The sequence below is a fragment of the Leisingera sp. S2M4 genome (genome assembly GCF_055398055.1).
The window spans coordinates 1,045,561-1,065,169 of record NZ_AP040861.1; the positions used below are offsets into that span (position 1 = coordinate 1,045,561).

At 67.1% G+C, this 19,609-nt stretch carries 21 protein-coding genes; 9 read left to right on the forward strand and 12 right to left on the reverse strand.

Annotation, left to right across the window (positions count from 1 at the left end; all coding sequences use genetic code 11):
• Positions 1-154: 154 nt before the first annotated feature.
• A complete protein-coding gene (locus ACZ52D_RS05115) occupies positions 155-712 on the reverse strand; it encodes a YqgE/AlgH family protein (protein ID WP_369928453.1) in 558 nt (185 codons plus the stop codon).
• Positions 713-880: 168 nt separating this feature from the next.
• Here ACZ52D_RS05115 and ACZ52D_RS05120 point away from each other — a divergent pair, with 168 nt between their 5' ends.
• The gene (locus ACZ52D_RS05120; RefSeq protein ID WP_464442766.1) at positions 881-1,711 is read left to right on the forward strand and encodes a protein-disulfide reductase DsbD domain-containing protein; all 831 of its coding nucleotides are present in this window, start codon (positions 881-883) and stop codon (positions 1,709-1,711) included.
• Between the two features lie 8 nt (positions 1,712-1,719).
• Positions 1,720-2,247 carry an NUDIX hydrolase gene (locus ACZ52D_RS05125; RefSeq protein ID WP_464442767.1) on the forward strand — a complete coding sequence of 176 codons (528 nt, stop codon included), beginning with the start codon at positions 1,720-1,722 and terminating at the stop codon, positions 2,245-2,247.
• Here ACZ52D_RS05125 and ACZ52D_RS05130 read toward each other — a convergent pair.
• From ACZ52D_RS05130 to ACZ52D_RS05155, 6 genes are all read right to left on the reverse strand, one after another.
• The gene (locus ACZ52D_RS05130; RefSeq protein WP_464442768.1) at positions 2,196-5,591 is read right to left on the reverse strand and encodes an efflux RND transporter permease subunit; all 3,396 of its coding nucleotides are present in this window, start codon (positions 5,589-5,591) and stop codon (positions 2,196-2,198) included. The genes ACZ52D_RS05125 and ACZ52D_RS05130 overlap by 52 nt on opposite strands.
• A gap of 5 nt (positions 5,592-5,596) precedes the next feature.
• A complete protein-coding gene (locus ACZ52D_RS05135) occupies positions 5,597-7,060 on the reverse strand; it encodes an efflux RND transporter periplasmic adaptor subunit (protein WP_464442769.1) in 1,464 nt (487 codons plus the stop codon).
• 129 nt (positions 7,061-7,189) lie between these two features.
• On the reverse strand, positions 7,190-7,732 hold the full coding sequence (gene moaB, locus ACZ52D_RS05140) for a molybdenum cofactor biosynthesis protein B (protein WP_464442770.1): 543 nt from the start codon (positions 7,730-7,732) through the stop codon (positions 7,190-7,192).
• A 5-nt stretch (positions 7,733-7,737) separates the two neighbouring features.
• Complete coding sequence (locus ACZ52D_RS05145) at positions 7,738-8,358, reverse strand: LysE family translocator (protein WP_222456347.1); 621 nt, start codon at positions 8,356-8,358, stop codon at positions 7,738-7,740.
• Positions 8,355-8,954, reverse strand: a complete 600-nt coding sequence (locus tag ACZ52D_RS05150; protein ID WP_464442771.1) for a metallophosphoesterase family protein — start codon at positions 8,952-8,954, stop codon at positions 8,355-8,357. The genes ACZ52D_RS05145 and ACZ52D_RS05150 overlap by 4 nt, the downstream gene beginning before the upstream one ends.
• Before the next feature lie 15 nt (positions 8,955-8,969).
• Entirely contained in the window at positions 8,970-9,734 is a 765-nt protein-coding gene (locus ACZ52D_RS05155) for a uracil-DNA glycosylase (RefSeq protein ID WP_464442772.1), read from the reverse strand.
• A 206-nt stretch (positions 9,735-9,940) separates the two neighbouring features.
• Between ACZ52D_RS05155 and ACZ52D_RS05160 the strand changes: the two genes are divergently transcribed.
• From ACZ52D_RS05160 to ACZ52D_RS05185, 6 genes are all read left to right on the forward strand, one after another.
• Positions 9,941-10,891 (forward strand): aspartate carbamoyltransferase catalytic subunit, encoded by a 951-nt coding sequence (locus ACZ52D_RS05160; RefSeq protein WP_369928436.1) that lies wholly within the window; start codon positions 9,941-9,943, stop codon positions 10,889-10,891.
• A gap of 4 nt (positions 10,892-10,895) precedes the next feature.
• Entirely contained in the window at positions 10,896-11,429 is a 534-nt protein-coding gene (locus ACZ52D_RS05165) for a hypothetical protein (RefSeq protein WP_464442773.1), read from the forward strand.
• A gap of 40 nt (positions 11,430-11,469) precedes the next feature.
• On the forward strand, positions 11,470-12,777 hold the full coding sequence (pyrC, locus tag ACZ52D_RS05170; protein WP_464442774.1) for a dihydroorotase: 1,308 nt from the start codon (positions 11,470-11,472) through the stop codon (positions 12,775-12,777).
• Positions 12,777-13,382 carry a glycerol-3-phosphate 1-O-acyltransferase PlsY gene (plsY, locus tag ACZ52D_RS05175; protein ID WP_464442775.1) on the forward strand — a complete coding sequence of 202 codons (606 nt, stop codon included), beginning with the start codon at positions 12,777-12,779 and terminating at the stop codon, positions 13,380-13,382. Before pyrC ends, plsY begins: the two co-directional genes overlap by 1 nt.
• Positions 13,379-13,654: a hypothetical protein gene (locus ACZ52D_RS05180; RefSeq protein WP_464442776.1), complete on the forward strand. Its 276-nt coding sequence runs from the start codon at positions 13,379-13,381 to the stop codon at positions 13,652-13,654. The genes plsY and ACZ52D_RS05180 overlap by 4 nt, the downstream gene beginning before the upstream one ends.
• A 353-nt stretch (positions 13,655-14,007) precedes the next feature.
• Entirely contained in the window at positions 14,008-14,481 is a 474-nt protein-coding gene (locus tag ACZ52D_RS05185) for a YHS domain-containing (seleno)protein (protein ID WP_464442777.1), read from the forward strand.
• Positions 14,482-14,620: 139 nt separating this feature from the next.
• On the opposite strand, the gene ACZ52D_RS05190 is transcribed toward ACZ52D_RS05185, so the two are convergent.
• From ACZ52D_RS05190 to ACZ52D_RS05210, 5 genes are all read right to left on the reverse strand, one after another.
• Entirely contained in the window at positions 14,621-15,991 is a 1,371-nt protein-coding gene (locus ACZ52D_RS05190) for a glutamate--cysteine ligase (RefSeq protein ID WP_464442778.1), read from the reverse strand.
• Between the two features lie 65 nt (positions 15,992-16,056).
• The gene (locus ACZ52D_RS05195) at positions 16,057-16,584 is read right to left on the reverse strand and encodes a hypothetical protein (RefSeq protein WP_222456357.1); all 528 of its coding nucleotides are present in this window, start codon (positions 16,582-16,584) and stop codon (positions 16,057-16,059) included.
• The gene (locus tag ACZ52D_RS05200; RefSeq protein ID WP_464442779.1) at positions 16,581-16,763 is read right to left on the reverse strand and encodes a hypothetical protein; all 183 of its coding nucleotides are present in this window, start codon (positions 16,761-16,763) and stop codon (positions 16,581-16,583) included. The genes ACZ52D_RS05195 and ACZ52D_RS05200 overlap by 4 nt, the downstream gene beginning before the upstream one ends.
• Before the next feature lie 137 nt (positions 16,764-16,900).
• Positions 16,901-17,881, reverse strand: a complete 981-nt coding sequence (locus tag ACZ52D_RS05205; protein WP_464442780.1) for a hypothetical protein — start codon at positions 17,879-17,881, stop codon at positions 16,901-16,903.
• Positions 17,881-18,606: a 16S rRNA (uracil(1498)-N(3))-methyltransferase gene (locus ACZ52D_RS05210; protein ID WP_417475661.1), complete on the reverse strand. Its 726-nt coding sequence runs from the start codon at positions 18,604-18,606 to the stop codon at positions 17,881-17,883. Before ACZ52D_RS05210 ends, ACZ52D_RS05205 begins: the two co-directional genes overlap by 1 nt.
• A 12-nt stretch (positions 18,607-18,618) precedes the next feature.
• Between ACZ52D_RS05210 and ubiA the strand changes: the two genes are divergently transcribed.
• Entirely contained in the window at positions 18,619-19,581 is a 963-nt protein-coding gene (ubiA, locus tag ACZ52D_RS05215) for a 4-hydroxybenzoate octaprenyltransferase (protein WP_222456361.1), read from the forward strand.
• Positions 19,582-19,609 lie beyond the last annotated feature (28 nt).

Below are 19,609 nucleotides of genomic sequence, written 5' to 3' on the forward strand. Positions count from 1 at the left end.
CGCAGCACGGCGCCGGGCCCAACCTTTGCCCGGTCATCCCTGATGACTGGGTCAAAGGGCGGGAGCCCGTGCTTCTGTCCGGGTCCGGCCCGCAAACCGGGCCAATCGGCGTTCTGGGTGAAGGAGGCTCCGGATGCGCCTGCGGCGACCGCGGTCAGGCGTGACCTGCGCTGGCCGACAGGTTCAGCGGATCGACGCCCAGCGTCTTCAGCGCCGCGCCCCATTTGCTGTCATCCGCCAGGGTAAAGACCAGCTCGGGGCTCGCCTCGGCCGTCAGCCAGCCATTCATGGCGATTTCCGACTCCAGCTGTCCCGGCCCCCAGCCGGCGTATCCCAACAAGACCAAGAGGTCGCGCGGCCCCTTGCCCTGGGCGATATCTTCCAGCACGTCCAGCGTCGCGGTCATCGAGAAGCCGCCAGACACCTTCAGCGAGCTGACGTCTGATTCGTAATCCGGCGAGTGCAGCACGAAGCCGCGCTGGGTCTCGACCGGACCACCAAAGCGCACCGGCAGCGTGGCGGCAGAGCTGGCCTCGCCCCCCATCTCGAGCTGTTCCAGCAGATCGCCCAACACCACACCATCGGCCGGCTTGTTGACGATCAGCCCCATGGCACCTTCTTCCCCATGCGAGCACAGGAAGATCACCGAATGTTCGAACCGGGGGTCGCCAATTCCGGGCATTGCAATCAAGAGCTTGCCAGTAAGATCCATGACCGTCCATCTTTCTGCTGCGTTCTCCCACCATGCCGCCCAGCCCGCCGGCACGCAAGGGGCGCATCGGCGCGCGGCCGCCAACTCTCCGGCAAAATTGCCGCAAACACAGCACGATGACTGCAACGTGACTTGGCAAACCCCGCCGCGCGACGCATGTATCCGGGCATGAGACAACGACTTTCATCCGTCGCAACCGCGCTGGCGGTGGCCGCCGCACTGGCCTGCGGCCTCTTCGGCCTTGGTGCCACCGCGCGCGCCGGAACCGGGGAAATCGTGCGGGTCGAGGTGCTGGACGGCGGCACCACCGCGCGCGGCACGCTGCAGGCGGCACTGCGGATCACCTTGCAGCCGGGTTGGAAAACCTATTGGCGGGCGCCGGGCGATGCGGGCATTCCGCCGACCTTCTCCTGGCGGGGTGCGCGCAACCTCGGCGCGGTCGCCTTCACCTGGCCGACGCCCGAGGTTTTCCTGACCTCCGGCTTTCGCACCATCGGCTATCACGATCAGCTGGTGCTTCCGGTTGAGGTGACGCCACAGACCCCGGGCAAGCCGGTGCGCCTGAAGGGGCGGATGGAACTGGGCGTCTGCAAGGATGTCTGCGTGCCCGCAGACGTGCGCTTTGACCACCAGCTTGATCCGGGCGCGCCGCGCCACCCGGCGATAGCCGCCGCCCTGGCCAGCCGCCCCTGGTCCGCCAGCGAGGCGGGCGTGCGCGCCGCCACTTGCAGCCTGCGCCCCACCAAATACGGCATGGAGGTCACCGCCCGCATCACCATGCCCTCGACCGGTGGCGAGGAGATCGCGGTGATCGAACCTGGCAGCCCCACCCTGCACGCCGGGGAAACCAAGACCCGGCGCGAGGGCAACCAACTGATCGCACAGACCGAATTCCTGCCTGCCGAGGGCCGCGCCTATGCCATCGACCGCTCGAAACTTCGGATCACCGTGCTGGGCCGCGACCACGCGGTGGACATCCGCGGCTGTGACGCGGGATGAGTCGACGCATGCCCGAGGACAAGACCCTGCCCACCGTGGACGCAACCCCCGAACCCCTGCCCGATCCAGTCGTGAAACGCCCGGTTCTGGGGGCCATCGCAGTGGTGTCCCACCGGATTGACGGGCAGGATCACGTCATCCTGGTGCAGCGCGGCAAAGCGCCCAACGCGGGCTGGTGGGGCTTTCCGGGCGGGCACGTGGAATTGGGAGAAACCGCGCTGGAGGCGGCGGCCCGGGAGCTTCTGGAGGAAACCGGCGTCCACGCGCGGCCAGTCGAATACCTGACCAACATTGACGTGATTGCCCGGGACGCGGACGGCGCAGCACAGCAGCAGTACCTGCTGTGCGTGGTGCTCTGCGAATATCTGCACGGCACCCCGGCACCGGAAGATGACGCCGAACAGGCCGAATGGATCCCGGTGGCGGAGATCGCCACCCGCGGGCTGCAACTTCTGGACCAGGTGCCGGAAGTCGCGCTGGCAGCTCAGGCGCGCTGGCGGGAGTTGGCCCGCAACGCCAACCCGCCGACAAGGTAGGTCAGCAGCGCCAGAACCAGCGCCCCGAGGACAAAGGCCAGCAGCCCCGCCCGCACCGGCTCCATCGCTGCCAACGATGGCAGCGACCGCAGGGCCGGATGCAGCGCACCGGTGGCCATCGGCCAGCCCAGCGCCAGAACCAGCCAGCCCAGTTGCACCATCGCAGCCCCCGTCATCAGCCAGCGTAGCCGCCCGGCACCGCGTCGCAGCGCGCGCCGGAAGGAGGTCACCGGCCGGCTGAGATCGCGCTGCACCGCCACCAGGGCAGGCACCACGAGAAGCACGAGGAACATGCCGAAGCCGAGGCCGTAGACCAGGGTAATCACCGTGGGTTTCAAGAACTGCGCCTGCTGCGAGCGCTCGAACAACAAGGGCGCCAGCCCCAGCACAGTGGTCATCGTGGTCAACATCACCGGGCGCAGCCGGTCCGCCGCCGCGTCGATGATCGAGGGAATCAGCCCGCGATCCCTGGCGTATTCGTCGATGGTCGTCACCAGCACGATGGAATCATTGATGATGATACCGGTCATGCCGAGAAGCCCCACCACGGTGAACATGCTCAGCGGCACCTCCCACATGTAGTGGCCCCAGATGGTCCCCACCAGGCCGAAGGGGATGATCGCCATCACCACCAGCGGCCGGGTCCAGCTGGCAAAGATCCAGGACAGCACCAGGTAGATGCCGGTCAGGCACAGCACCAGCCCGGTGCCCGCCTCCTGCAGGAAGGTCTGTTCCTGCTCGGCCAGACCGGACAGCCGCCAGTCCACCTGCCGTTCGCTGGCGATCTGCGGCAGGATTTCCTGCTGCAGCGCCTGCATCACCGCCTCGGCGCGGGCGGGGTCATCCTCGGAGATGTCACCGGTCACACTGATCACCCGCACGCCGTTTTCGCGCCGCACGGTGGAAAAGCCGCTGCGCCGCTCGACCGAGACGATGTCAGCGAGGGGCACGTAAATGCCGCTGGGCGCGCGCATCAGGGTGCGTTCCAGGAAATCAGCGGTCAGCTCACCCTCCGGCAGCTCGACCCTAATGGTGGCGCTGCGCGGCCCATCCGGGTAGGTCGCAGCCTCGATCCCGTTCAGCCGCGCCCGCAGCGCCTGACCCAGGCTGCCGATGGTAAAGTTCAGAGCCTGCCCCTGCGGGGTCAGGTCCAGGATCAGCTCTTCCTTGTCATAGGCGAGGTTGTCCTCGACCGCGGAGACCTCGGGGAAGCGCAGCAGCGCGGTCTTAAGATCCTCGGAAGCGTCTTTCAGCACCTGCACGTCAGCGCCGGAAAACTGCACGTCCAGCGCGTCCCCCCCCGGCCCGGAACGCCAGCCGCGGAAGGACACGGTCTCGACCAGCGGGTGACGCACCACCCGTTCCTGCAATTCCGCAACGAAGGCAAAGCTGGAATAGGGGCGCAGGTCAGCCTCGATCAGCTCGATCGAGATGCCGCCAAGGAGATCGGCATCCTTGGCTTCGACCCCGGACAGCCCGCGCCCGCTGTTCCCGCCGACCTCGGCCATCACGAAAGCCAGCGGATTGCGGCCATACCGCGCCTCATACTCGGCGCCCAGCGCCTCGGTCGCGCGCTGCATCTCCTGCATCATCGCCAGCGAGTCGGCACGGGTGGCGCCCTCGACCATGGCGAAATTGCCGGTGACGGACCCGCGTTCCGGCGCATTGAAAAAGCGCCATTTCACGTCGCCGTTGATGAACAGGGCCGCCTGGCTCGCCAGCACCGCCAGTGCCCCCGCCAGCACCGCGTAGCGCGCCCGCACCACCAGCGCCATCAGCGGGCGGAAGCCATGGTCGCGCAGCCAGCGAAAGCCGCGGTTCACCATCCGGTTGGGCCAGTCGTACCAGTGCCGCGCCTGCGCGTGGGTCAGCGCATGGGCGAGGTGGTTGGGCAGGATCAGGAAGCATTCCACCAGCGAGGCCGCCAGCACCGCGATGACGGTGAAGGGGATGTCGCGGATCAGCTCACCAAAGCGCCCCCCCACCGACACCAGGCCAAAGAAGGCAATGATGGTGGTCAGTGTCGCCGCGAAGACCGGCATCGCCATGCGGCGGGCGGCGTTCTCGGCGGCCTCGACCGGGCTTTCGCCCAGGCGGCGCACGCGGAAGTCAGCATGCTCCCCCACCACGATGGCATCATCCACCACGATCCCCAGCGTGATGATGAGACCAAAGAGGCTGATCATGTTGATGGTGATGCCCGCGGCATACATCAGCGCCACGGCGGCAAACATCGCCGCCGGGATGCCCGCCGCGACCCAGAAGGCGATGCGAGTGTTCAGGAACAGGAACAGCAGGCACATCACCAGCCCCAGTCCCGCCAACCCGTTGTCGACCAGGATATCCAACCGGTCAGTGATCGCCTGCGCCCGGGTGCGGATCAGCTCGGCGGTTACCCCCTGCGGCAGGCTGGCCTGCAACTGGTCCACCACCTCCTGCACCTGCGCCTGCAAGCGGATCGCATTGCCCTGATCCGAACGGTCGACACGGATCGACATCGCCGGATTTTCACCGACAAAGTAGGAACGGTTGCGGTCGACGCCTTCGACCCGTAGCTGCGCCACATCGCCAACCGTCAGCACCGAGCCATCGGCATTGGTGCGCAGCACGATGGCCGCCAGCTGATCGGGTTTGCGTTTCTCGCTGCCGGTGCGAACGCGGGCATTGGCGCCGCTGATGTCGCCTGCCGGGTCTGCATCGACCTCGGCGGCGATGGCATCGGCGATTTCGCGCATGGTGATGTCATGGGTAATCAGGCTGGCGGTGGGCACCTCGACGATGGTTTCGGGCGCCGCCACGCCGCGGATGGTGGTGCGGGTCACCCCGGCCTCGAACAGGCGCACGACCAGCTCATCGGCGAATTGCCCCAGCTGCCCCGGCGCCACCGGGCCGGAGATCACCACGTCTGTCACCCGGTCTCGCCAGGCGCCCCGGCGCACGCTGGGCTCCTCGGCCTCCTCCGGCAGCGTGGTGACGCCATCCACGGCAGATTGCACGTCATCGGCAGCCTGCCCCATATCGGTGCCCGGCTCGAATTCCAGTGTCAGCGTGGCGCTGCCCTCGCGCGAGGTGGAGGTGGTTTCCTCGACCCCGTCCACCGCGAGCAGCACCGGTTCCAGCACCTGCACGATGGCGCTGTCGACATCCTCCGGGCCTGCGCCTTCCCATTCCACTGAGACGGTGACGCTTTCGACGATCACATCGGGAAAGAACTGCGCCCGCATGTTGGGGATTGCCATCCCCCCCAGCACCAGCATCAGCACCAGCATCAGGTTGGCGGCGGTGCGATGGCGGGTGAAGTAGCTGAACAGCCCGCGGGCGGTGTGCGGCAGATCGCGGACCATCGGGATCAGCCTCCCATCCGCGATTCAATGCGGCTGACAAGCCCCGCTGGCACCCGCGCCGCGGCCAGTTTCTGCAGCATCTGCTGCTTTTCCTCCGACGGCATCGTGCCATTGGCCTCGACAAAGGCCACCAGCCGGGCGCGGCGCTCGTCGCTGAGTTCGATCAGATCCGGCAGGTCCGGACGCGCCTGCGCCTCGGCGCCCTGGCGCAGCGGGCGGACCTTGATGCCCGCCCCCAGCAGCGGCGTGCGCCCGGTGACCACCGCGCGCCCGGCGAGACCGGCCCCGCGGATCAGCACGTCGTCGCCCTGGCGGCGCACCAGCTCTACCGGCAATGCCTCCAGCCGGTTGTCGGCATCCAGCACCAGCACACTGCCATCCGCGCCCAGCGCCGAAGCCGGGACGCGGGCCACGCCCGCGACTTCCGGCTCGGTCACCCGCACGGTGACAAAATCACCCGGTTTGAACCCCGGCGCGACGTCCAGTTCAGCGTAGATCAATCGCCCGGTCTGCCCATCGCCCGCCGCGCCGCTGGCGCGCGTGATCCGGCCCGTGGCGCTGAGCCCGGCACCGGCGGCATCCAGCGTCACCCGAACCGGTGCTGTCAGCACCCGCCCCTCGGCATCCAGCAGCCGGGCGTATTGCGCGGTAGACACACGAAAGGCGACCTCGAGCAGGTCGGGATCGACGAGCTCAGCCAGTTTTTCATTGGCCGACACCAGCCGCCCCTGCACCAGGCTGACGCCCTGCAGGGTACCGCTGAAACCGGCGGTGATGGTGGTATCCTCAAGGTCGCGGCGGGCCTCGTCCAGCGCGATCTCGGCGCGCGCCACCCGGGTGGCGGCCTGGTCGGCGCGGGCCTCGGCCTGGCTGACGGCCTGACGGCGCGAAATCACCGCCTGGCGGGCCTGCACCGCCGCCAGCTCGGCGGTTTCAACGGTGGCGGCGGTGCCGACGCCACGTGCCTGCAGATCCTGCTGACGCTGGAACGCCCGTTCGCGCAGTTGCGCCTGATCCTGCGCCGCCTGCAGTTCGTCCTGCGCCAGGATCAGCGCCCGGCCGGCGTCGCGTTCTTCGGCGCGGGCATCCATCATGTCGGCCTCGGCGCGGTCCAAAGCGGCCTGCGCGTCCGCCGGGTCAATCTGCACCAGCACTTCGCCCGCGCGCACGCTGCCACCTTCGACGAAGCCCTCCGCCAGCTGCACCACCCGCCCCGAGGTGGCGGTGCGCAGCTCGAGCGTCCGGCGGCTCTCGATACGGCCAAAGGCGGTCAGCTCCGGGGCCACGGTCTGCATCTGCGCGGTGACGACATTCACCGCGAACACCCGCTCGCGCGACGGCGGCGCGGCACGTTCGGCCCCCAGCCGCGATTGCACCGCGTCAACGATCAGCTGCGCGGCAAAAATCAGCAGGGCCGCCGTCACCGCCACCAGCAAAAGGCCTGTTACACTCTGCCGCAAAAAGCGCATCCTCAAATCCTTCCGGTGGCGGTTGCTTCCGGGGCCGCCGCATTGCTATGCCTGGGCGCGAACGCCTTGAACCCGCTTGCAAACATACCGTTTTGCGCAGGGGTTTTCGAGCTTACACGCAAGCCACCGTCATTTCCGACGCAGATGTTCGTCCAATCTGGGCATTATTTCCACGAAATTGCAGGGCCGGTGCCGGTAATCGAGCTGTTTGCAAAGGATCTCGTCCCAGCCGTCCTTGCAGGCGCCGGGGCTGCCGGGCAGCGCAAACAGATAGGTCCCGCCTGCGACGCCGCCCGTGGCACGCGACTGCACCGCGCTGGTGCCGATCTTCTGCATCGAGATGATGGTGAAGACGGTGCCGAAGGCCTCGATCTCCTTTTCGTAGACGTCACGGTGCGCCTCGACCGTGACATCGCGCCCGGTCAGACCGGTACCGCCTGTCGAAATCACCACATCAACCTTGGGGTCAGCCACCCAGGCGCGCAGCTGCGCCGCGATCTCCGCGCGCTCATCCGGGATGATCTTGCGATCCGCCAGCACATGGCCTGCGTCGCGCAGCCGGTCCACCAGCACCTGGCCGGAGCGGTCGTCCTCCAGTCGGCGGCTGTCGGAGACCGTCAGCACGGCGATGCGTACCGGGATGAACTCCCGCGTTTCGTCGATCCGGGACATGAGCGTCACACCTTTTCCATGATGGCCAGCCGTACCGCCAGCGCTGCAAAAATCGTTCCCGACACCCGGCCGAGCCAGCGGGCAAAGACTGGCGAACCCGTCAGCTTGCGCCCGGCCTGCCCGGCAAAAAGACCGACCAGCCCGTTGATGATGAAACCGCCCAGCGACAACACCGCGCCGTAGATCAGGAACTGGCCGAACACCGGCCCGGCTTCGGGCACCACGAACTGCGGGATGAAGGCCAGCACGAAGAGGATTACCTTGGGGTTCGTCAGGTTCACGATGAACCCCGCCCGGAACGCCCGCGCCGCGGGCACCGGCACTCCGGCGGCGGCCACCTGCCGACCGCGCCACGCGCCCCAGGCCAGATAAAGCAGGTAGCCGACTCCGACCCAGCGGATCACGTCGAACAGCCCCGGCAGCGCGGCCACCACGGCCCCGAGCCCCAGTCCCGCCAGCACCACATGCACCATGCACCCGGCGGTGATGCCCGCACTGGCCGCCACCGCGGCACCACGCCCCGAGCGCAACCCCTGGCCGAGGCAGAACATCATGTCCGCCCCAGGGGTGAGATTCAGCGCCAGCGCCGCCGGAATGAAGGCCAGCAATGTCAAAAGATCGATCATCGTTCCACCTCGAACCACGTCACGCCGGGGCCGAGGTTGACCACCTGCGTTTTTCCGATCCGGCCGCGTTGCCCCCAGCAATCATGCACGTGTCCGCACAACAGCAATTGCGGCTGAATCCGCTCGGCAGCAGCGCGGATCGCGGTGGAGCCCACCGAAATCCCGCCGGATGTCACATCGGCAACCCCCTTGGGCGGGGAGTGCGTTATCAGGATATCGGCGGTGTCGCAGCCCGCCAGCATCGCGTCCGCCTCTGCCTCGCTCAGATCGCAGGACCAGCTGCCAAAGGGCGTTTGCGGCACGCCATATCCGAGGCCGAACAGGCGCAGTCCTGCGCTCTTTGTCCCTTCACCATGCAGAACCGTTGTCGCGGCAAAGCCCGCAGCGCGCAGCTCATCGGCGCTTTCGCCATTTCCGGGCACAGCCACCATCGGCGCCTGCAGGTCCGCCAGCATGGCCGCCGCCCGGTCGAGCCCCCGCCGCATGTTGCAGAAATCTCCGGCTCCGATCACCAGATCCGCCTCGGCGCTGGCCGCCACCAGCGCCGCCGCGTGCGGCACCGACAGGTGCAGGTCGGAAAAGGCGAGGATCTTCATCGGCTCCCCCCGAGATCAGCTGACGGCATCCAGCCGGGCGCGAAGCGCCAGCAGATCCGCCCATGCCAACCGCTTCTGACGTGGCTGGCGCAACAGGTCCGCCGGATGGTACATGGGTACGACGGGCTTGCCCCACGCCTGCTCCCACTTGCCACGCAGCCGGGACAGCCCCCGTTTGCCAAGCACCGCCTGACAGGCGACATTGCCCATCAGCACCAGCACCTCCGGCTCCGCCAGCGCCACATGCCGCTCCAGAAACGGTGTCAGCATGGCGATCTCCGCAGCCGTCGGGTCGCGCCCCTGAGGCGGGCGCCATGGCAGCACATTGGTCATGTAGACCTGGGCGTCACGTTCAAGATCAATGGCCGCCAGCATCCGTTCCAGAAGCGCCCCCGCCTGCCCCGCGAACGGCAGGCCCGAACGATCCTCCTCGCGGTTGGGCGCATCCCCGATAAGCATCACCCGCGCCCCCGGCGCACCAGCAGAGAAGACCAAGTTGCGGGCGCCGAGTTTCAATTCGCAATGGCTGAAGGCCTCCATCGCCGCGCGCAGGGCGGCCAGGCTTTCGGCAGCGCGCGCCGCCTTGCGCGCCTCCTCGACCGGGTCGACTTCCTTGGGCTTGGGCGGCGGCGCCGGGGCCGCCCCGGGCTTGGGCTTCGGCGCCGGGTCCTCCAGCGTGTAGCGATCCACTGGCGCCTCGCACAGGGCATCGGTGGCGCCAAGCTCCACCTGCCACTCCAACAGCGCCCGGGCGCTCCAGTAATCCAATGCCGATTCCATAGGCCCAAGCTACTCCGCCCCGCCCCCGAGCGGAACACCTCTCGGACCCCTCGCCCCAACTTTCAAGCCCTTCACCTTTTTGGAAATACTCCGGGGAGCGCGAGGGGCCGGCCCCTCGCCTGCGCGCGCGGCGCAAACTGCCGCAGCGCTTGCCGCACGCAGCCGCCCCGCCTATAACAAGCCGCAAATCACGCGGAGCTGCCCCCATGTCCTTTGAACACCGCCACCTGCTTGGCATCGAGCCGCTGAAGCCGCATGAAATCACCGCGATTCTCGATCTTGCCGACGAATACGTGGCGCTGAACCGCCGCCCGGAAAAGCACTCCGACGTGCTGGCGGGGCTGACCCAGATCAACATGTTCTTCGAGAATTCCACCCGCACCCAGGCCTCGTTCGAACTGGCGGGAAAACGGCTGGGCGCGGATGTGATGAACATGGCGATGCAGGCCTCCTCGATCAAGAAGGGCGAGACGCTGATCGACACCGCGATGACGCTGAACGCGATGCACCCGGATCTTTTGGTGGTGCGCCATCCGCATTCCGGCGCGGTGGATCTGTTGGCGCAGAAGGTAAACTGCGCGGTGCTCAACGCCGGCGACGGCAAGCATGAGCACCCGACACAGGCGTTGCTGGACGCGCTGACCATCCGCCGCTCGAAGGGGCGCCTGCACCGGCTGAACATCGCGATCTGCGGCGACATTGCGCATTCCCGCGTGGCGCGGTCGAACCTGATCCTTCTGGGCAAGATGGAAAACCGCATCCGGCTGATCGGCCCGCCGACGCTGGTGCCCGGCCAGTTCGCCGAGTTCGGCGCCGAGATCTATGACGACATGCGCGAAGGTCTGAAGGATGTCGACGTGGTGATGATGCTGCGGCTGCAGAAAGAGCGGATGGACGGCGGCTTCATCCCCTCCGAGCGCGAGTACTATCACCGCTATGGCCTCGACGCCGAGAAGCTGGCGCTGGCCAAGCCCGATGCCATCGTCATGCACCCCGGCCCGATGAACCGCGGCGTCGAGATCGACGGCACGCTCGCCGATGACATCAACCGCTCGGTCATCCAGGAGCAGGTGGAAATGGGCGTTGCGGTGCGGATGGCGGCAATGGACCTTCTGGCGCGCAACCTGCGGGCGGAGCGCCAGGCAAAAGCGGGGTGATCTCATGACCGACGTAATCCATATCCCGGCAGGCGAGCGCGGCGTCGTGCGGCTGTTTGCGCTGGACATGCGCCCCGAGCAGGCGATGTTCCTCAAGGAGCCCGGCGCGCTGGCGCAGGTGCTGGGAATTGAAGACATCGACCTGGAGCAGGTCGAGATCTTCCCGGTCAGCGATCTGGAAGACATCGGCCTCGCAGGCTACCTGCGCGAAGGGCTGGGAGTGCCGTCCGAGCAGATCGAGGCCGACCGTGACAGGCTGGACGCGCTGGACGGCCATGTGCTGCTGATCCGCTCGCGCGCCTTTGACGGGCGCGAAACCCGGCTGACACCGGCCAGCCAGATCACCCTGATCGGCAGCTACGGCGAGCGCGCCACCGACTGGAGCGGCGCCCCGCTGACCGCCGAAAGCGCCAAGCCCAACTCGGCCCCGCCGCTGCCGCCGCGCGAAGCGCGCGCCAAGGCGCAGCGCATCGGCGCAACGCTGTTCGCAATCGGCATGATCCTGATCGCCCTCCTGGTCTGGGCGCTGGCGACGTGACGGCGCACCGGATCTCCAGAAATTCAGTCAAGGTACGCACATGACCACTCTCTTCACCAATGCCCGCCTGATTGATCCCGAAGGCGGCACCGATGCGCCGGGCCAGCTGCTGGTCCGCAACGGCCGCATCGCCGCGGTCGATGCGGCCTCTGACCCGGCGGCGCTGCTGGCGGCGCAGGGCCTGCGCGCCGAAGACGTGACCGTGCAGGACTGCGGCGGCAAGTGCCTGGCGCCGGGGATCGTGGATATCGGCGTCAAGGTCTGCGAGCCGGGCGAGCGGCACAAGGAAAGCTACAAGACCGCGGGCCTCGCGGCGGCGGCGGGCGGGGTCACCGCCATCGTCACCCGGCCTGACACCGCCCCCGCGATCGACAGCCCGGAGACGCTGGAGTTCGTCACCCGCCGCGCCCAGGCCGACACGCCGGTGAAAGTGCTGCCGATGGCGGCCCTGACAAAGGGGCGCGAGGGGCGCGAGATGACCGAGATCGGCTTTCTGATGGATGCCGGCGCGGTGGCCTTTTCCGACTGCGACCACGTGGTCACCGACACCAAGGTGTTCCAGCGGGCGCTGGCCTATGCGCGCTCTTGCGGGGCGCTGGTGATTGCCCACCCGCAGGAGCCGGTGCTGAGCCGCGGCGCCGCTGCCACCAGCGGCAAGTTCGCCGCGCTGTATGGCCTGCCCGCGGTGTCGCCGATGGCCGAACGCATGGGGCTGGACCGCGACATCGCCCTGCTGGAGATGACCGGCGCGAAGTACCACGCCGACCAGATCACCACCGCCCGCGCCCTGCCCGCGCTGGAGCGCGCCAAGGCCAACGGGCTGGACATCACCGCGGGCACCTCGATCCACCATCTGACGCTGAACGAGCTGGACGTGGCGGGCTATCGCAGCTTCTTCAAGGTAAAGCCCCCGCTGCGGGCCGAGGACGACCGGCTGGCGGTGGTCGAGGCGGTACGCACGGGGCTGATCGACATCATTTCCTCGATGCACACGCCGCAGGACGAGGAAAGCAAGCGCCTGCCGTTCGAGGAAGCCGCCGCCGGGGCGGTGGCGCTGGAAACCCTGCTGCCGGCCGCGCTGCGGCTGTACCATGCCGAGCTGCTGGATCTGCCCACCCTGTTCCGCGCCATGGCCCTGAACCCGGCCAGGCGGCTGGGGCTGGACAGCGGCCGCCTGGCCGTCGACGCGCCTGCCGATCTGGTGCTGTTCGACGCCGATGTGCCGTTTGTGCTGGACCGGTTCAAACTGCGTTCGAAATCGCAGAACACCCCTTATGACGGCCAGCGCATGCAGGGCCGCGTCGAGGCAACATTTGTGGCGGGTGAAGCCGTCTACCGGAGGGACTGATGCCCGTTATCGAAAGCTCTGCCGCCACGCTGATGCTGTGGGCGCTGATCGGCTACGGCCTTGGCTCGGTGCCGTTCGGCATGGTGGTCACCCGGCTGTTCGGCCTCGGCAACCTGCGCCAGATCGGCTCCGGCAATATCGGCACCACCAATGTGCTGCGCACCGGCAGCAAGACGGCGGCGGCGCTGACCTTGCTGCTGGACGGCGGCAAGGGCGCGGTCGCGGTGCTGCTGGCGCGGGCGCTGGCGGGCGAGGATGCGGCGCAGGCCGCGGGGCTTGCCGCCTTTCTCGGCCATTGTTTCCCGGTCTGGCTGGGGTTCAAGGGCGGCAAGGGCGTGGCCACCTTCCTGGGCCTGATGCTGGCGCTGGCCTGGCCGGTGGGCGTGGCCTGCTGCCTGAGCTGGCTTGCGACTGCGCTGATCAGCCGGATTTCCTCGCTCAGCGCGCTGGTCGCGGCGGCGCTTGCGGTGGTCTGGTCGATCCTGCTGGGCTACCAGTCGGTGGCACTGCTGGCGGCGGTACTGGCGGCGGTGGTATTCATCCGCCATTCCGCCAACATCAACCGGCTGCGCACCGGAACCGAGCCGAAAATCGGCCAAAAATGACCCCCGGCGGCGGGCTGGCGGCATTCCTTGCCGCCTTTGATGCGCTGCCGCTGGGAAGTTTCACCGGCACCGCCGAGGGCCGCAGATACCGGGTCAGCCGTCAGGATATGGCCGATGGCAAGGCGCAGAAACTGGTCGCGCATGAGCTGGGCGGCAAGGATTACATCAGCCTGAACCTCTACCGGCTGGCCAGCGGCGCGCGGCTGAAGCCCTGCGAGATGCCGGAGCAAAAGGTGATCCGCTTCGTCCTCGCCCTGCGCGTCACGGGCTGAGCCGCGGCCACGCGGCCATAGGCCCAAATGCCCTGCACCTTTCTACTGGGCTTCAGCACATGGAGCACCGGTGGCTGCCCCCGCTTGACGCGGTTCACCTCGCCGATCCGGGGGCCGCTGCCGACGAGTTCTTGGACCGCGATCTCCCTGCCTTCACGCCCGCGTGTGCGCAGGTGCGCACAGGCCAGCCGCGCCGCTGCACAGACAATTTGAGTTGTTTTGAACGTGATCGCCCGATGCCCCACTTCGGTTGCGTGACCCGCACTGATGCGCGGCACAAACAACAGAACATGTGACCCTCTGGCCGGGGCAGGTATTTTCAGCCCCCGGCGGATTTTCAAAAGGACGGAACAATGAACAAGGTAAAAGCGCTCCTCAGCGGTGTGGCCCTGTCGGTGGCCATGGCAACCTCGGCGCTGGCGGCCGGCGTGGAGATCAACGCCTCCTCCACCGGGCTGGCGATGCAGGGCTATGATCCGGTTGCATATTTCACCGATGGCGCCCCGACCAAGGGCAGCTACAAGATCACCTCGATTTACAATGACGCGACCTACCGCTTTGCCTCGGAAGAGCACAAGGCGGCATTTGAGAAGAACCCCGAGGCCTATGTGCCGGCCTATGGCGGCTATTGCGCCTTCGGCACCGCTATGGGCTTCAAGTTCGACGGCGACCCGAACCACTGGAAGATCGTCGACAACACCCTGTACCTGAACCTGTCCGAGGACATTCAGGAGCGTTGGGAGGGCGACATTCCCGGCTTTATCCAGAACGCCGACGCCAACTGGACCGACATCGCCGAAAAGTCGCCGGAAGAGCTGCAGCAGTAAACACCTGCACCACTCAGCCGGAACCGTCGGCGGCAGGGCGACCTGCCGCCGACTTTTTCATGCGGGGGCTGCTGACACGAAAAAGGGCCGCGTCATCGACGCAGCCCCGTTCGTTGCGCATTGTGCGGCAAGCCGCTGATCAATAGGCAAATTCGCCGTAGATCCGGCTCAGGTCCCCGCCCCATGCGCCGTTGTAGCGCTCCAGAAGCTCATCCGCGGGCACCTTGCCGCTTTCCAGGCTGTCCTTCAGCGCGTTCAGGAAATGGGTCTCATCCGGGACCAGGCCACCGGCGCCGGGACGCGCACGCGCCTTCAGGCCGCTTTCGGAGATCGCCACCACTTCGCGGGCCAGCTCATGCATGTTGATGCCGCCGACCTGCGCCTGCAGGCCGTGTTCGGATGCGGCGGCGCGCAATTCTTCGCGGGTTTCGGCGTCCCAGCCCTTGACCAGGTCCCAGGCAGCGTCCAGCGCGGACTGGTCGTAGGTGAGGCCGACCCAGAACGCGGGCAGCGCGCAAAGGCGGCGCCAGGGGCCGCCGTCGGCGCCGCGCATCTCGATGAATTTCTTCACCCGCGCCTCGGGGAAGATGGTGGTCAGATGGTCGGCCCAGTCGCTGAGGGTCGGAGTCTCGCCCGGCAGCGCCGGCAGCTCGCCCTTGAGGAAGTCGCGGAACGACATGCCCAGCGCGTTGATGTATTCGCCGTTGCGGTAGACAAAATACATCGGCACATCCAGCGCGTATTGCACCCAGGCCTCGAACCCGAAGCCCTCGTCGAAGACAAAGGGCAGCATGCCGGTGCGCGCCGCGTCCAGGTTGCGCCAGACCAGCCCGCGGGTGGATTTCACCCCGTTCGGCTTGCCGTCCAGGAAGGGTGAATTGGCGAACAGCGCATTGGCCACCGGCTGCAGCGCCAGCGCCACGCGCATCTTCTGCACCATGTCGGCCTCGGAAGAGAAGTCGAGGTTCACCTGCACGGTGCAGGTGCGGCGCATCATGGTGGTGCCCATGGTGCCGACCTCTTGCATGTAGCTGTCCATCAGCTTGTAGCGGCCCTTGGGCATCAGCGGCATGTCCTCGTGCCGCCAGACCGGTGCCGCGCCGAGGCCGATGAAGCCGACGCCGATCTTGTCGGCGATGTCCTTCACGTCGCGCAGATGGCCATTCACCTCGTCGCAGGTCTCGTGGATGGTTTCCAGCGGCGCGCCCGACAGCTCCAGCTGGCCGCCCGGCTCAAGGCTGATGTTGGCGCCATCCTTGGTCAGGCCGATGAGGTTGTCGCCCTCGACCAGCGGATCCCAGCCGTGACCGTCGCGCAAACCCTCCAGCACCGCCAGAATCGACCGCTCACCCGCATAGGGCAGCGGTTTGAGCGTATCCTTGCAATAGCCGAACTTCTCGTGCTCGGTGCCGATGCGCCAGGCATCCTTGGGCTTGCAGCCCGCAGCGAGGTATTCGGCAAGCTGTTCGTGGCGTTCGATCGGCCCGCCGCCGGACTGGGGAATGGACATGCCTGGCACTCCGTCCTGTTAGGTCTGTCATGAAGGGTCAGTGGTGAGCGGAATCGCACCCGGTGTCAATGCAGCCGCTGATGTTCCGGTCGGCTCGGGACACGCTCCCAGATCACGACCTGGTGAGGGCCGCCCTTGCGCAATTCGCTCAGCATCCGCTCGGTCCTGAGACCGGGCAGCGCCGCAAAGACGTCGAACAGCGCATCCGATCCTTCGGCGTTAACCGGGATCGCCAGCGGTGGTTGGCCGGGCTGTTCCAGCACCCAGTGTGGCGGGCGGGCGGATTTGTCCAGCGCCAGCCGCTCCAGCTCCGAAGCCGCCACCGCGCCGCCGGTGAGCGGCCCGAAATAGGCGATCTGGCCCTCGTCCACCTGCACCACGCCGGGGCCGCCCGTGCCGCGCCGGAAGCGCATCCGCTGGGCGCCGATGACAGCGGTGACCAGGCCGGTGGCGATCAGCGCCCAGCCGGTAATGGCGGTAAATCCAAACGAGGTGAACGCCCACTTCAGGCCGAGAAGGGTCATCAGCGCGGCGCCGATGACCTCGCGCCATTGCCACAGGGTGGCGCGGGCTTCAGGTCGGATGAAAGTCATGGCTCCTCCTGCGACTGCGCAGAGATACACAGTGTCTGTGCGGCATCAAACAACAGCAAACCATAGGTTCCTCCCGACTGGAATCCCTTGGCGCAGTAGGCGCGCGCGGCGGCGTCGGCCGCGAACAGAACCTTCTGCTGCTCTCCGCGGGTCCGGGCTTCGGCCAGATGCGGCGCCACTGCGTGACGGGCAAGGTCAAGGGGGCAGGTGGTTTCCTTCCGGGGCCGGAATTGCGGCGCTGCTCTGGCTTCACCGGCCCGGCCCGGTCCCGGCGATGACGCGAGCCGTGCAGAGCAGGTTTTTGACGGCGCCGACCTCACGGCAGGATCTTCCTGCCCTGACGCAGATCCTTGAGGTAGGCCTCGATCCTTGCGCGGCGCATCCGCATGCGGCGCACGCGTTTGGTCTTCTTGGAGTACATCCGGAGGAATGTCAGACCGACAAAGAAGATGAAAAAATTCTCGACCTCCTCCTCGGGCGCATTGCCGTATGCGAGAAACTGCCGCATCTCGGCTTCGTCCAGCCCGTAGATGAATTCACTCTCCAACTTCCTGCCCTGGAAGTCCTTGGAGACCAGGAAAATAGCCGCCTGCCGGGATCTGAAGAAGGTTCCGCCGCGATGAATATCAATCGCGGCGACACCCCCATCCGGCCGCAGGATGAGATTGCGCGGTGCGAAATCCGGATGACCCGGCCCTCTGAGAGCGGGGCGTTCGCCGAAATCCGCCAGCATAGCCAGCAATTCGTCTGCCAGCTCGGCCAGCAGCGCAGCGTCAGGGTGATCCGCAGAGGTGGCAAGCACGTTGTGGATTTCACCGGCGAACCGATCCGCTGGCAGGGCGGTGGCGGCAACGTCACCCTGCCCGGCCCAGTCATGCCATGCGCAGCAGCGCCGGATCACGTCCGAGCGGTTCGCCGCAGGTTGCCGGAACAGCTGGTCCACTGGCGTGCCTTGCTCGAAACTCACCACCACAAGGCCGAGATTGCCGGAACTGGCAAAATACCTGTTCACGGAGTAGTCGCTGTGCCCCTCCAACCCGTCGAAACGCTTCAGCGCGTGAACGGTGCCGCCCACGAACTCGCGACGGGTGCCGCGGTCCCAGAACTTCTTCACGACCACGGGGTCCGACCCACGGTAGCCACGAAAGACCGAGGCTTCCGCCGCGATCTTCAGCGGGCTTTCCAGCCTGATGCGCCCGACCGGCCATTTCAGCAGCGCCTGGCGCTGCACCCGCTGCATCTGGCGCTCGGCACCTTTCGGTGCGGCTGCCTGCGGCAAACGCTGCAACAGCCCCATCACCAGTCCCCCAGCGCCTGCTGCCACAGGGTCAGCGCCGCGACGGCCGCCGTATCGGCACGCAGGATGCGGGGGCCGAGGCTGACCACATGCGACTGCGGCAGATCATGCAGGCGTTTGCGCTCGGCCTCGGAGAAGCCGCCTTCGGGGCCGATCAGGATCGCCCAGGGCGCGCCTTTCCGGGTTTCTGCGGCAAGCTGAAGCGCATTGCCGACCTCGGCCTCGTCGCAGAACATCAACTGCCGTTCGGCAGGCCAGTGGTCCAGCAGGCGCGACAGCTTTTGCAACTCGGCCACGTCCGGCACGTAGGTTCCGCCGCATTGCTCGGCGGCCTCGACCGCGTGGGCCTGCAGGCGATCCTGGCGGATGCGTTCGGAATTGGTGAAATCGGTCTGCACCGGCAGGATCCGTGCCGCGCCCATCTCGGCGGCCTTTTCGACGATGAAGTCGGTGCGCGCTTTCTTGATCGGCGCAAACAGCAGCCACAGGTCGGGGGGCAGCTGCAGCGGTCTGGTCTGTTCCAGGCAGGCCAGCGTGCCGCCGCGTTTTCCGGCTTCGGCGACTTCGGCCAGCCATTCTCCATCGCGCCCGTTGAACAGGGCCACATGGGCTCCGGCCGCCTGCCGCATCACCCCGAACAGGTAATGCGCCTGGTCACGGTCCAAAGGAACCGTTTGCCCTGCCCCCAGCGGGTGATCTACATACAGTCTGATTTTTGCACTCATGAGGTCCTACATATGCAAGGGCAACAGCCAGCGCCAGAGGGTCAGGTCGCGGATGCGGTCGCGGGAAACTGGGTCGACAGATACGCCCCCGGCTGGAGCCGCCCCTATCTGCGCCTCAGCCGCGCCGACCGGCCGATTGGCACCTGGCTTTTGCTGATCCCCTGCTGGTGGGGACTGGCGCTGGCGATCCTGGCGGACCAGACCCCGCGCTGGCAGGATCTGTGGATCGCCGTCGGCTGCGCCGCTGGTGCCTGGCTGATGCGCGGCGCAGGCTGCACCTGGAACGACATCACCGACCGTGACATCGACGACAAGGTGGAGCGCACCCGCTCGCGCCCGATCCCCTCCGGCCAGGTCACGGTCAGGGGTGCGCTGGTCTGGATGGGGCTGCAATGCCTAGCCGGGCTTGCCATCCTGCTGACCTTCAACCAGGCGGCCATTGCCATGGGTGTGCTGTCGCTCCTGCCGGTGGCGGTGTACCCGTTTGCCAAGCGCTTCACCTGGTGGCCACAGGTCTTCCTGGGGCTGGCCTTCAACTGGGGCGCGATGCTGGCCTGGGTGGCGCATACCGGCACCTTGAGCTGGCCGCCGGTGCTGTTGTATCTGGCGGGCATCGCCTGGACGCTGTTCTACGACACCATCTATGCCCACCAGGACACCGAGGACGATGCGCTGATCGGGGTGAAATCCACCGCCCGGCTGTTTGGCAGCGACACGCCGAAATGGCTGCGCCGCTTCATTACGGCCTTCGTTTGCCTGATGGCGCTTGCGGTCATCCTTGCGATGCAGGCCAGCGCCTCGGTGCTGGCGCTGGTGCTGGCGCTGGCCGGCCCCTGGGCGATGGGCTGGCACATGACCTGGCAATTGCGCATCTTTGACGCCGACAACAACCCGAGACTGTTGCAGCTGTTCCGGCTCAACCGGGATACCGGCCTGATTCCGCTCATCTTCTTCACCATCGCCATGTTCGCATGATTGAACCTCGGCCGCCTGCACGGTATGA